The sequence below is a fragment of the Pseudoalteromonas shioyasakiensis genome (genome assembly GCF_022398475.1).
Classification (GTDB): domain Bacteria; phylum Pseudomonadota; class Gammaproteobacteria; order Enterobacterales; family Alteromonadaceae; genus Pseudoalteromonas.
Genome location: NZ_JAKEVM010000016.1, coordinates 36,283 through 49,138, shown reverse-complemented (window position 1 = coordinate 49,138; position 12,856 = coordinate 36,283). Strand labels below are relative to the sequence as shown.

The following is a 12,856-nucleotide window of genomic DNA, read 5'->3' as shown; positions in this document are numbered from 1 at the left end:
GAGTTATTGAAACAACAGTGTGAAGTGAATCACCTATGGGCGCCACCTTAATGTCGAATAAGGGGGGCTCATAAAGTTTCGATAAATTTTTAAGTATGGAAGTTTGACAATAATAAGCACAGCTTCTATCTTTAGAGTGTATTTCATAAATTATTAAGCCAGTAAATTCCTAATTGATTATCAATACCCAAGCATACAAACTCACCTTCATCCCTTAGTTTGTATGCTTTTTTCTTTTGTATCCTAGTTTAGCCAGAATGACGCTGGATTTCCTTTTTGTGCTTCTATACTTTGCTGGTTTGGTATTCTATAACAGAGGTTCAGCTATTAGGTGACATTATGTTCTTGTCGAGCATTTTCTATTGCTAAAGACTCCCTATATTCAGCAGTTTCTGCTGTCAGTTTCCAATGAACATCAAGTAAATTCTGTTGCTCAACTACTTGTCTAATCTCTGCTATAGAGATTTTGAAAAACTCTTTTCTGGGATTTACTTTGTTTACTTGCTCTCTCAAATCTTCTGTGAAGTTCTTTTTCTAGTGTAGGGGCATCCTCACTATAGATCATGGCATGCATATCAAATGATAATGGAGCAAAGGCACCTCTGAGCCCTTTTACTCTATCAGGTGGCTTTAATTGAGCAAATTTTAATTAAAAATCTAATGAAAATTGGGATTTAGATGGAAATATAGATTTTAAAATAACTTCAAATCAATTTACATCGCTATATGTTGAATGAAGTGTTTTAAGAAAAAAATAACCGGATATACAATCATTGCAAGCATGGTTGGTCAAACCATTACTGTATCAGCAATTGGGGTATGGGCTGGGTTACTCGCGATTGCCACTCCATTTGAAAAAGCTATTGCTGCACAGGAACGGTTTGACCAAATTCAACAAAAATACAAAACAGATGATCCAACAAATAACCGCTCCGATGATCAGCATTTAAATCAAACGTTATTAAAATACCCAAATCAAACAGCCATAAATCTAAATCGAGAAAATGAATTAATACAAAAATACTACCTAACCCCACAGACATCTAGAACAGTTGATTTGTCTGTTTATGGTAATTTTGGTGACAATGCACAGCAGCGGATTGAAGATAGCGTAAATGTTGCGAGAGACATGTCAAAGTCAGCTGTTGTTCCATCGACTAATGCTAGTGGAGGTTTAATTACAAATTATAGTAATGGGGGAGTTTCGCTTACAAAAGATGATAGTGGTAATTATGTTGGCACTATTGATGAATCAAAAGTTACTGAGCATGTTTCTAATCAAAACGAGTACACTAGCTCAGAGCTAAATCACTCTCAAACAACATTTGATGCAGACAGTCACTATGGTAATGAGACAGAGTTTTATGCTTCAGGAACAACTAAAATAAACAGTTTGAAAACAGGCACTGCTAGTGATGCAACTGTATACCAAACAATTCAATCAATTCAGAATGACAATAAACCTCCAGAAATAAACCCAAGAAGCAGTATTTTCAATTACGGATTTAATGAAGTGAATGATGCCCTTGACGGTACCGGATCATGGTTATCGTCATGCACAGATGAGTCAGTTGACATAACACGTGAATTTACATCAACACAATCAACAAATCATTTATGCATGCAACCACTTGCAAGCAATAGCTTATATTGCGAAGTTGAAAGAGCTACACCAGTTGCATATGACGTAATTGTGCAAATGGCGGGTAAGGGCAAGCAATTTTTAACAGTAGAATTTGATCTAAAGCAGCAAACCGCTAAGACAATAGCCCCAACTGATTCAATTGCAACAGAGCTGAAATTTGAAGGTCCAAGTTTTGAAGACTTCTGCACAGTTAATAATACTAATATTAATAGGGTAAGCCTTGGTGTTTGGTCTAACACCACTATAGATGGAAGTATTGATGAAAGTACTTGGATTCGAGAGTTGCAAGCGCCAACATGTGCAAATGGTTTAAAAGGTATTGTCCAAGTTGAAGATAAAACTGATGATGGTGGTGATACAAAATGGATTTTGAACGCTCAAGTAAGATACAGGTTTACTGGTGAAGTAGGGGAAAGCAAGCAATATCCAGCCGGTTGCTATGATGCGATTGAAAGTGAGCTAAAGGAAAGCAATGGCTTAGCAGGGTTTAGTGACACCACCAGTGGTGACACTGAAAGCCGGTTCGAAGGTTTTTGTAAATTTGATAGCTATACAAATATCGAAGTTGGTAGCGTTGGATTACCCCCAGAAATATTCGAAACAGTCCCTCCTTTTTATAATGGTGATACAGGAAATAAAACTTGGAGAGTTAACCTTGATGGATACAACTGTGATCCTACTAAAGGTGAAGATTACTGTATAGTAACTCGGAGAGCCACTGAGGAAGAAAAAGCTGCAGGAATAGAGGATGAATTCCAATGTTATTCCTGGGATGAGATAGAATCTCAACCAAACCACTGCGCTACCTACCAAACTGATACTCAATGCCAAGAAATAGAAAGAACATGTGCTGAAGGATGGCTTTGGGAGCGAGATGACGCCGATGATATTTGCTTCGCTTACACTATTGAGTATCAATGTGATGAAGAAATTGTTTCGACTGTAACAAGCTCCGTAACACAGAATACCTGTGCGGCTACATTGCCTTGTGTTGGAGGGAATTGTGAAACATCAAATAGTGAAGTTAATGATCAATTCGCAGATGTTCTTGCTATGGCAACAGTAATACAGCATATGGAAGATGGGATGAACTGTGAAGATCCTACTGACCCATCAACGTGCACTTTTTTTGAGGGTGAAGGAAAGTTTTGCTCTTGGGAACCAAGTGGTTTAGGTAATGACTGTTGTGAGGCTCCTGATGGTGTTGATATTTATGAATATGCACAAGCTGCTTATGGCATGCTACAAGCAGATGCATTTGTAGCTGGACTAGATGGAACCAGCAATGCTGTAGTAGGCGGCTATCAGAGTCTGAGAGAACCTATTGCTAATGCAGCTACAACTGCTGGTGAAGCTGTTTCAAGCGCCTGGTCTTCAGTGTCTACAGTGTTTACTGATGCGGCAAGTACTGCGGCAGGTAATGCAGCAGGGGAGGTGGTTGATGCATCTGGAGCCGCAATGGATATTTTATCGGATCAAGCTATTGAAGAACTGCAGCAGATGGTTATGAACTACGTTTATGATTCGATTCCAGAGGAATTAGCGCAGGCATTAATGGAAAAAACCGTTGAGAAAGGAGTATCTACAGTGGTGCTATCAGAAGGAGCAAGTCAAGCTGTAGCGGTAATTGGTTATGTATATGCTGCATACATGGTGTATCAATATATTAAACTAGCTTTAAATTTGCTCACTGCTTGCCACGAGTATGAAATGGATATGGGAGTTAGGCTTGCTACGAAACAATGCATTCCCGTAGGTAAGAAATACTGTGCTGAAGATGCTTTGGGTGTCTGCTATCTTCGTCGTCAAGATTATTGCTGTTATGACTCCATCCTATCTCGAATAATAATGGAACAAGCATCACCAATGCTTGGCCATGGCCTAGAAGAATATACAACAGAAGAAGTTGATGGTTCAAAATTAAGGAATTGCCCGGGGTTAACCCCTGAACAACTGTCTAACCTAGACTGGAATAAAATTGATTTAAGCGAATGGATTAACATAATGATCGAGTCTGGTATTGCTGATTTTGATCAAGACCTTGATAAGCTGACTGGTTCTGGTCGACTACTTAATAATGAAGGTCGAGAAAACGCTGTTGATAGAACAACACAAAGAGCTGTTGATGCTGAGCTTGCTGAGAGAGCTATTGAAACAAGAAGTATCATAAATGCAGATGATATTGATTGTTCATATGTGCCGAGACCATTGGCATGCTACTTCCTTAATGATGATTAATGATTATAAAGTTGCGCAATATAAATAATAAAGTACGATATATTCACTTTCGGGACAAACGAGAAAATCTATGAAAAATATAACTAAAATAGCCTTAGCTTCGGTCGTGGCATTAACTTTATCAGCTTGTTCATCAACAAAAGAGCCAATTGTGTTTGATAGCTTTCAAGCAAATGAGAATGACTCATTTGCAAAAACAACAATGCGTTTAGCTGGCAGCAATAAGTTTATGGATAGTGCTGACGGAAAGTCAGGGACACGCAAAGTACCTGGTTCGAGTGTAATGGCTCTAGGTCAGCTGTTAATGTTAGATTTTACTGGAGCAGCCAGTACAGCTATTAATGATAGCATCATTGAAAACGAGCCTTTAGCTAAGAACGCTCAATTTATTGTTAAGGTTGATAATGTAGGCCAATCAGTGCTTGCAAATCCTGAAGGTATTATTGCTAGAGCTTCGAAAAAGCTTGATGAAATTGCTGCCAAGAAAGGGCTTGAAATAGAGTCAGAAAGGACAACAAATATTCAGCGAATCATCAACTATAAAAACAAAAATCAATGTGAAAATTTGCTTCTTGTTCTGAGTACCTGCGGACAATACCTTGGGCTTGGTCGAGTTTCTTCTTATAATCAAGAAAATAAGTCTGCATATGTAACTTTTGAAACAAAAGGGACAACTGTGTCACTGCATTTAATGAGCGATTACATGGGGGATGATGTTTACTTGTATCACCCAAGAAAATTAGGATCAGGTAACTGGGATTACAGTTGGGCTATGTACGCTGGTTCTCATATAGTCATTCACAAAGGGAAAATACATAAATTTATTACAGGCCAACAGGTTGATGATGGTGTGGATATTAGTGAACTGCGATATTTGTTTATTGAAAATTGGAAAAAAGATGACAAGAGCGAATACAACGAAAAGTATCACAAAAACCCTAAAGACAAAGGTAAATACTTATACGATTACCATTTAAAAGACATGAGCTTCACTGAATTACCGCTTGATACTAAACTATAACTCTCGTGAAGAGCCAGCGATTAAGCTGGCTCCTTCCTTGAAACGGACGAATTGATTGACAGACACATTTTTTAATGAGGGTTGTTCGTAAGGGAGATGAAGTATAAACCCATTCATTTATAATAATTAAATACCTGAATTTGAGGTTTCAATGCATGATAAACATGTCTCAATGGGCCCGACTTTTGATTGAGCTACATTGATTGCATCATCTACTTTTTCGAAGTTACCCAGAAGTAATGTTCTATAATTACTTCTCATTAAGAGGCATTTCCTTTTGTGCAAAACAAAAATATTTTTGTTAGCTTCAGATAAATCGAGAGTAAATTCTTCCTGCATAGCTTCTTTAATTTTTCAGAGTTGATTACGCGCACTATATTTCCATGTTTTGTTAAACTAAAGCCTTTTTAGGAGTAATTGAGATAAGCTGTTTTATTCTTGCGATATGCATGAGATTAACTCTAAATCCGTAACATTTTTTTAATAACAGCGGGATTGTAGTTAAAGAACGACAGTAAATAGCTTGAATGTTTCATATTATTTCTTATCAACTTCATATTGTAAGGAAACAAGATTATGGCTACGTTAAAATTTAAAGCAAAAGTATTGAAGCCCAGAAAGGGTGAGTCTGATTTTGAAGCATTCTTAATTTTACCAAAAGATATTAGTGATTGTTTGCCGCGTCGGTGAAGAACAACGGTTGACGTATCATTTTCAGGTTATAATTTTCGTGTCACGCTAGAGCCTGATGGGGATTTGAGCCATTGGCTTAAATTGAGCTCCAATGACATAGCTTCTGGAAATATCCGTGTAGGCTTAGAAAACATATTTGAAATATGTCCGGTTGCAGTCGAGCCTGAACCTAATGTTCCTAAGGACTTAATCGACTCAATACAAAAGTCCTCTCAGGCATTACAAAGTTGGGAAAATACAACGACAATTGCCAGGGTTGATTGGGTTCATTGGATTGAGTCTGCAAAACAGGTAAAAACCCGAGAAAAAAGAATCTCTGATGCATGTAGCATGTTATCTGAGGGAAAGCGAGGAGTATGTTGCTTTGATAACTCAGGGTTTTATAGCAAAGCTCTGAAAGCGCCAAAAGTCTAAACTATTTTATCGATTATCTAGGAAGAAATCCCAGTCTCCTTTAGTTGCTGGGTTGTTATTTGTCTGAACTGCTGTGATAGTTGATAGTTAAAGCTTCGTTAATGGCAAATGCATTATGTTCCTCATTTGACTAGTGATTAAAGCTATTGATTGGGTTACTTATGTAGCTGGAGTACCTTCGTTTTCGAATACGCTCATGTTAGAGAGTTCAAATTTCCAGAAGGTAATAAAATCGTAAATTAACGTATATAGTCAAAAAGTAGATCTAAATACAAACAATGAACTCTAATATATCAATTCAGAACATCCGTAGTATTCAGCTCGTCAACCGTAAGCCCACTAGGAACTTTGGAGGGAACAAAATCCTCAATAATATGAGTCTTATCTTCTAAAAATTTCAAAAATTCAATTAATACTATGACCTCATTTTGTTGAATCATATCCTTATATTTAAATAGAGTGCGAGTACATACCTCGTTATAATCATGTTCTGGTAAACATCCAGTAAAGTGCTTGTAAATCGCCTGTTCAAGACTATCAATAGAGCCATCATGCATATATGGTGCTGTCAAAGTTACATTTCTTAATGATGGGGTTCTAAATTTTAGAAAATCTTTTAAATTATCTGTAACCTCAAACCTACCTTCATCAATACTTTTATCTTTTTTGAGGCTTACTACACCAATAGAATGAAAATCAAAGTCTGAAAAAAGTGTATTTGAGTGACAATTATTGCATTTATATTTGTCAAAAAATAACCGTGCTCCTTTAACCTCTGCCTCTGGCATTTGTATGTTACCTTTCAAAAACTCGTCCCAAGGTGTTTTACGCGTTGCGAAAGCAATCTCTTGAAATCTAGCCAAAGCATTCGCTAAATCGCTTATAGTAAAATTGCTCTTATGTGGGTAAGCAGACTCAAATAATTTTCTATATTTTTTCTGTACTGAAGATAAGCCTTGATTACCTGAATGCCCAATTAGGCGATGCTGAATGAAACTTAAATAAACCAGATTCCAAATGGACTCATTTACATTTTTGAAGTTTCCGTACAACTTTTTACAGTAATCTTGCTCTTTGCCAACTAAAGAACATGTGTGACTTTTTAGCTCTGAGTTGCTAATTATTGGTATCAATGATTGAGCCGCTAGGGCATTTTCTAGGCCCAAAGGAACGTGCTTGCCTAGAGGAGTTAAAAATTTAATTGGCCCTTGAAGGTCAACTTCCACACGCCCATCCCAGAACAATTTTTTTACTTCATTGTTATCAAGATTAAATAACGCTTGAGTATTTCGGTCCAGTGGTTCATTACCTTCATCAGCTAATCGCAATGCCCCTAAGTTATGACCTCCAGCGCCTATAGCTTTTCGTAATGAATCAGAAGTGTGGTTATTTACCAAATGGCATGTCGAACAAGCCGTGTCTTTATTTGTACTCAATAGCTTTTCAAAAAATAATGCTTGCCCCAAATTATACTGAGCATCTAATAGTTTAGGTTCATTCCGTATTGGAACTATTTCATTTTTTTCTATGAACTCTAGCAACCATTGATGATCATCTAGTTTAGAACTAGCTATACTAGTATAAAAGAAAGCAAATACAACAACAGCTAATATAATTTTATTCATCTATAGAGTTTTCAAAAATTCTAGTAAATTTTGAAATTCCTCTTCGTCAAAAATTTCAATGTATGACAATAACTCAGACCTACTTGCTAATATACGGCCATAGTTGTACAACTCATCTTTTGACATATCTCGATCTTTAAAGAATGGAATTGGATTCAAATGAAATAGTACCACTTCATCCAAAGAGTTAAATATTCCATTATGTCCGTATGGCTTTGTACTCGATACATCCAACAATGATGGCGTCTTAAATTTGAATCGGTCTCCATATTTTAACGATATTTCAGAGCGTCCTAGGTCTTGCCCATCAACACTAACACCAAACTGCCCCTGAGGGGTTGCAATTGAGTGGAACTTAAAATCACTTAAAAGGTCACCGCTATGACAGGAAGCACATCGACCTTTTCCGTAGAAAAGAAAGGCACCTTGTTTCTGAGCAGTATTTAAAGCATTGGTATCTCCCTTGATGTACTTGCTCCAATTATTTTGAATGCAATTTTCTTTATTAACAAGAAAGGAGCTTATTGCATTACCTATGTCTGATAATTGAATTTTTTCAATTTCAATGCCACTTTCTACAAATTTAGTTTTTAACTCTTCCCAATCCTGACCTTGTGAATTTAATATTTTCCTATTTAGAAATTTCGATGCGTGCTTATAACGTTCTTCATAATATGAATCATCAATTGAAACCATCTCATTACTTGTACTTTCGCTCAACAATCCCAAGAATTCGTCTCTAGCCAAAACAGGCAAAACAGCAGCCAAAGCTAAAGGCGAATCAAAACCCTTTGATACATCATCACCGATTATTGATACAAGTCTGCCTTGTTCTTGCTCAACTTTTCCATCCCAAAAATAGGTTTTAAAGTCTTTGTGGCCTCTTCCAACTAAGGTAAATGAATTTCTTGGAACAATTATCCCTTTACCATCTTTTAAACGTTCTTCACCTTCGCCACTCCCGCCAACACCTACGGATAACGGCAACCCATCGACCCTATTTAGATCTTTTAAATGGCATGTAGAGCAAGATGTGTCATTACCACCGCTTAATAGTTTACTTTCGAAAAGAGCTTCACCTAATGCAGTCAGATCTTTGTTATTGTTTTGAACAGCATTACAATCGAAGCCCGTTAAGCCATATATTTCAATAACTTTCTTTAACTTAAAGTCAATATCAGAAGCATTGGCACCTAACGAAGCTAGTATCAATAAACAAGTTAACCACTTCATTATCTCTCCCTGAATTTATGATGTTTAGCTAGTTCTTCCGCTGGTTTCTGGTGTATTTCTAAAGCCACTAACCCTAAGGCCGATAATCTATATTCTGAAATTCCATTTGATAACATTAGCTTTCGAAGCTTGTCATAGTCATGGCAATCAAGAAGTTGTAATTCGCTAGACTTTTTTAATGCATCATTTTGCTGTTGCTCTATATACCAATTACTATCCATTGCATGAGCACATTTCAACGTTAATTTCATATACTCAGACTTGTTTTTATAGAAGGTGTATTCAGGAATTAAATACTCTTTAAATACATAGCCAAGGACAAAAATTATTACGCAGAGTTTAAATGTTATATTTAGTGCTTTCATTGCACTAAAATTCCTAGCGAATTGAGAACTTCAATATCGAGCTTCTCTTTAGCAGTTTGCCCAACAGATAGTCTATATTTATTTACGGCTTTTCTCGTTTCAGGCCCCATAATTCCATCTAACTTCCCGTGATAGAAATCTAATGCTTGAAGTGTTAACTGTACTCTTAGAATGATATTTTTTCTTTTTTCTGCATCCGACATGACCTTTTGAAAATTAGATTCCTCGGCAGCTGGGATAGTTGATTTAGGTCTTGATGGTTGCCCCAAAGGATCTGATGGAGAGCTTACAGGAGCAGTTCGAGGCGCTGGAGTAGGTGTCGTTCTAGGCGTGTAAGTGCCACCAGATGATGAGCGATGAGAAGAATGACTAGCGTGAGATGAATGACTTCTGTGCCCTGCCAAAAAAATTGGCATTTCACCTGTATTTAAAGGTGCGCTTTCGACATCATCAATAAATTGAAACTTTTTTTTGCCCTCGTCAGAAGAAACAATATCATTGCTAGCATTTGCAGTGATAGCGGCGAAACCACTAAATAGACCAACTAAATTTTTTATTTTTCTCACAGTATTCTCCCTTTTGGCGTTACTTCCATATGTTTTATTGAAGAAAAAAAGCCTCCGCAATCTGACTTAATCGTACAATACTCACATTCAGGTGGAAACGTATTTTTCCAGTCACTTATTGATTTCTTCGCAAATTTATAAAGTTCTTCAGGGATATGGCATAGAGGATAATTAAACAAAGAAATTTCAACCCCAAACCTGTTACCTAGAAGACAAGTTTTTTGCAGTTCGTCATGATAAAATTCTGGCTTTAAATACAGATTTTTCCAGTTTTTTTTAGCCCATCCCGTTTGCTCTAGGTTCATTATTGAAACACGAGTGATTGAGTTGAAACATGTTAATGCCATTTCTACTATTGAAGACAATTCATTGAAATTAGCCTTTGTAGGTATGACCCTTAATTCAATTGGTATACCTTTGTTTCCTGCATTAATCAATCCCTTTATCGTATCATTCCATGCTCCCTTACTATTTACCAAATAATCGTGAGTGCGACTAGATGCAGAGTATAAGGGGATTCCAATTTCTATTTTTCGTTTTAATGCAGCTTCTTTAAAGTTTTCTGTGAAGTTAATATCTTTGAATGCTCTACCATTCGACAATATATGTAGTGGTGTTTTGTCATTAAATTCATTGAGAATCTTGAAGAAGTTGAGTATAGCTTTTTTATCAAGTAATGGTTCCCCGCCAGAAATTCCAATTACATCAGAGCTCCCAAATGAGACAATGGACTGAGCAGCATATGCAAAAAGTACAGTATCATCGACGTCTCTTGGTGGCTGCGAGCAAAATAAGCAAAGATTATCGCAGCGCTCAGTAACTAATAGGGTATTTGCATTCGCACTGCAGCAAAGGACTACTCGAACTTGCCCTCGTCCGTTCAGAAGTCCTATGTCTCCATGATTAGTCCATTTATCTAAGAGTGGATTCCTGATTGTTTTTATTGTTGAATCTGGAGTTTTCGATTCACATATCAATAATTTAGGTAAAGGAGATGTTTCTTTAATGGCATCTCGATATTTCAATATTTGAATGGGGCCAAATACACCATCAAGTTCTTCAACGTAGAATGAATCAGGTCTTGCTACTTCAGTCATTTAACCACCCATCTAATACATTTTTATATTTCTGATCTCGGATAAGTTCAAAAATAAAATCAAAGATACTTTTGTGAAGTTCACAAAACCTGGAATAGCTTTTATCTCCAATAGGCTCTCCAAAATCTTGCAAGTGATAAATAGGATCGGAACCACAACTGCCTTGGTAAACACAATCAGAGCAACCCGGAACATCAAAATTGAATGAATGAGCAAGAAGTTGAGTTGAGTGTTCTAGGTTTAATTCAGTATTATTAATATGCCCTATAATTAATTCGTCTGCTCCATATTTTCGATAGACCATTCTGGCTTCATCTGAACCAAACACATTTCCGGTGTAATCAATTAAAATACTGTTTTTTAGGTAACCAGCTGGAGCCATGAGGTCAATATACGCAGCAGACGGTGAATTTAATAGCCGCTTATAATGAATCAGCAAAAAATGTTCGATTAAAGGCGTACCCGAAAGGTTTTCATTTAGAATTCGACTAATAAGCTTTTTATAAAAAACCATAAAATCAATGATCGAAATGTCTTTAGCTTGTTTTTCTTCTGCAAAACCATATGAACTAACTGGTCTCACAAACATTCCTATCAGCCCTAGAGCCAAGTGAGTATCGACTAATTCGTCATAGCCCTCCAGACCATCTCTTGTTACGGTTGTAACAGTTCCGATCTTTTCTCTGCCTAGCTCATGGTGTATCCAATTTATATTCTTTTGAACTAACTCAAAGGAATCTTTTGTTATTAGTTTTCTATGTTTGTTATGCGCTTTTTTGCCTGCATCTATACTCGTTGAGAAGCCAACATTTTTACCTCTACACCAATTGATTATCGATTCATCAATTAGCGATAAGCTTGTTGCGATAACAATATTAAAGTTTTCTTTTCCCACTTCAATTTCAAACTGTTCATAAAAGGTTTGAATAAAATCAAATGCAAGTAACGGTTCTCCTCCCTGAAACTCAATTTTGTAAGGAGGCTTTTCTATTTTCGTTATGTAGTTTATAAGTGATGGGATTTGAGAAGATTGCAAATCAAAACCACTTAGATCTGCATTAACTCTACTCACTTGGCAATATGAGCAATGATGATCACAACGCAAAGTCGGTACGATCATAATGAGTCGAGGAGAGGTTAGGTCTTTATTAATTCTTTTGCTGAAAGCTGAAGTGGTTAAATGTACCTTACTCTCAAAATCTGCATCAGAAGTAATAAATAGCTTTTGTTCCAATTCATTGAGTAAATTTTTATCTGTGCATTGACCGAGTTCAAAAGCATCTCTCAACGATTGTATATTATCAAGAACATGGTAAGTGTTAGCCAAATTTGAAATAACTGTCCTTCCATCTTTTAATTCCCTAAATTTAATAGGTAAACTTTTGTAATTAGTCATTCCTTACTCAAATCCTTTAATGCTTTCCTGATGATTGCTAATTTTAAATCATCAGTCTGCGAGTCAATTTTTTCTCTTAACGAATAATCATTTAGCAACTTATGTAATTCATAATTACAATTAACAAAATCTTCTTGGCTGCAATTAAGCTTAATCAGCCATTCGCCCTCATTCTCTTCCATTGTCCATTGGTACTCTGACTTTAACCAGTAGAGTGCTTTTCTAAAAACTAATTCAGAATAAAGCTTCTTACTTAAAGACAAAATCATTAATTATTCTCCTGCAAATTTGAATTTCCATCGCTAGAAGTGGTTACATTGAGTCATAATGTGATCGATGTGTAATAGCAACAAGTAGTGTAAGCCTCAGATATTTTTTAGGCCACTTTAAAACCTTCATTACCTGAGAGAAGATAATAAATACTTTAATTAGTTATATCCTATTGTAGTATGTCGGCTGAATTCAAAATGCTGTTAGTGATTCCCTAACCTTTATTAATTGTTATATGGTAATAACTTACACTATTTGCTATTAATGTAAGAGCATATAAGGACGTTTTCACG

Annotated in this window: 11 protein-coding genes; 3 read left to right on the top strand and 8 right to left on the bottom strand. The window is 36.4% G+C overall.

Annotated elements, in window-relative coordinates; all coding sequences use genetic code 11:
- Positions 1 to 445: 445 nt before the first annotated feature.
- Positions 446 to 574 carry a GIY-YIG nuclease family protein gene (locus L1D51_RS21815; RefSeq protein ID WP_338127929.1) on the bottom strand — a complete coding sequence of 43 codons (129 nt, stop codon included), beginning with the start codon at positions 572 to 574 and terminating at the stop codon, positions 446 to 448.
- Between the two features lie 159 nt (positions 575 to 733).
- Between L1D51_RS21815 and traN the strand changes: the two genes are divergently transcribed.
- The 3 genes from traN (at position 734) to L1D51_RS05225 (ending at position 6,011) form a co-directional block, all read left to right on the top strand.
- The gene (gene traN / locus L1D51_RS05235) at positions 734 to 3,883 is read left to right on the top strand and encodes a conjugal transfer protein TraN (protein WP_239963045.1); all 3,150 of its coding nucleotides are present in this window, start codon (positions 734 to 736) and stop codon (positions 3,881 to 3,883) included.
- A gap of 70 nt (positions 3,884 to 3,953) precedes the next feature.
- Complete coding sequence (locus L1D51_RS05230; RefSeq protein WP_239963036.1) at positions 3,954 to 4,904, top strand: hypothetical protein; 951 nt, start codon at positions 3,954 to 3,956, stop codon at positions 4,902 to 4,904.
- 756 nt (positions 4,905 to 5,660) lie between these two features.
- The gene (locus L1D51_RS05225) at positions 5,661 to 6,011 is read left to right on the top strand and encodes a YdeI/OmpD-associated family protein (protein WP_239963034.1); all 351 of its coding nucleotides are present in this window, start codon (positions 5,661 to 5,663) and stop codon (positions 6,009 to 6,011) included.
- Between the two features lie 293 nt (positions 6,012 to 6,304).
- Here the strand turns inward: L1D51_RS05225 and L1D51_RS05220 are convergent, their stop codons facing one another.
- Genes L1D51_RS05220 through hxsD form a run of 7 tightly spaced genes read right to left on the bottom strand, consistent with a single transcriptional unit; the run spans position 6,305 to position 12,562 of the window.
- A complete protein-coding gene (locus L1D51_RS05220) occupies positions 6,305 to 7,636 on the bottom strand; it encodes a cytochrome-c peroxidase (RefSeq protein ID WP_239963032.1) in 1,332 nt (443 codons plus the stop codon).
- Positions 7,637 to 8,869 (bottom strand): His-Xaa-Ser system-associated MauG-like protein, encoded by a 1,233-nt coding sequence (locus L1D51_RS05215; protein ID WP_239963031.1) that lies wholly within the window; start codon positions 8,867 to 8,869, stop codon positions 7,637 to 7,639.
- On the bottom strand, positions 8,869 to 9,234 hold the full coding sequence (locus L1D51_RS05210; RefSeq protein ID WP_239963029.1) for a TIGR03982 family His-Xaa-Ser system protein: 366 nt from the start codon (positions 9,232 to 9,234) through the stop codon (positions 8,869 to 8,871). Before L1D51_RS05210 ends, L1D51_RS05215 begins: the two co-directional genes overlap by 1 nt.
- Positions 9,231 to 9,800, bottom strand: a complete 570-nt coding sequence (hxsA, locus tag L1D51_RS05205; RefSeq protein ID WP_239963027.1) for a His-Xaa-Ser repeat protein HxsA — start codon at positions 9,798 to 9,800, stop codon at positions 9,231 to 9,233. Before hxsA ends, L1D51_RS05210 begins: the two co-directional genes overlap by 4 nt.
- Positions 9,797 to 10,897, bottom strand: coding sequence for a His-Xaa-Ser system radical SAM maturase HxsC (hxsC, locus tag L1D51_RS05200; protein ID WP_239963025.1), 1,101 nt, complete (start codon positions 10,895 to 10,897; stop codon positions 9,797 to 9,799). Before hxsC ends, hxsA begins: the two co-directional genes overlap by 4 nt.
- Positions 10,890 to 12,293 (bottom strand): His-Xaa-Ser system radical SAM maturase HxsB, encoded by a 1,404-nt coding sequence (hxsB, locus tag L1D51_RS05195; RefSeq protein ID WP_239963023.1) that lies wholly within the window; start codon positions 12,291 to 12,293, stop codon positions 10,890 to 10,892. The genes hxsC and hxsB overlap by 8 nt, the downstream gene beginning before the upstream one ends.
- Positions 12,290 to 12,562, bottom strand: a complete 273-nt coding sequence (gene hxsD, locus L1D51_RS05190; protein ID WP_239963021.1) for a His-Xaa-Ser system protein HxsD — start codon at positions 12,560 to 12,562, stop codon at positions 12,290 to 12,292. Before hxsD ends, hxsB begins: the two co-directional genes overlap by 4 nt.
- Positions 12,563 to 12,856: the final 294 nt, after the last annotated feature.

Bases quoted from the DNA above. Each gene is read 5' to 3' on its own strand.
- L1D51_RS05230 (WP_239963036.1), top strand. From the start codon at position 3,954: ATGAAAAATATAACTAAAATAGCCTTAGCTTCGGTCGTGGCATTAACT.
- L1D51_RS05215 (WP_239963031.1), bottom strand. From the start codon at position 8,869: ATGAAGTGGTTAACTTGTTTATTGATACTAGCTTCGTTAGGTGCCAAT.
- L1D51_RS05220 (WP_239963032.1), bottom strand. From the start codon at position 7,636: ATGAATAAAATTATATTAGCTGTTGTTGTATTTGCTTTCTTTTATACT.
- L1D51_RS05210 (WP_239963029.1), bottom strand. From the start codon at position 9,234: ATGAAAGCACTAAATATAACATTTAAACTCTGCGTAATAATTTTTGTC.
- hxsD (WP_239963021.1), bottom strand. From the start codon at position 12,562: ATGATTTTGTCTTTAAGTAAGAAGCTTTATTCTGAATTAGTTTTTAGA.
- traN (WP_239963045.1), top strand. From the start codon at position 734: ATGAAGTGTTTTAAGAAAAAAATAACCGGATATACAATCATTGCAAGC.
- hxsC (WP_239963025.1), bottom strand. From the start codon at position 10,897: ATGACTGAAGTAGCAAGACCTGATTCATTCTACGTTGAAGAACTTGAT.
- hxsB (WP_239963023.1), bottom strand. From the start codon at position 12,293: ATGACTAATTACAAAAGTTTACCTATTAAATTTAGGGAATTAAAAGAT.
- L1D51_RS21815 (WP_338127929.1), bottom strand. From the start codon at position 574: ATGCATGCCATGATCTATAGTGAGGATGCCCCTACACTAGAAAAAGAA.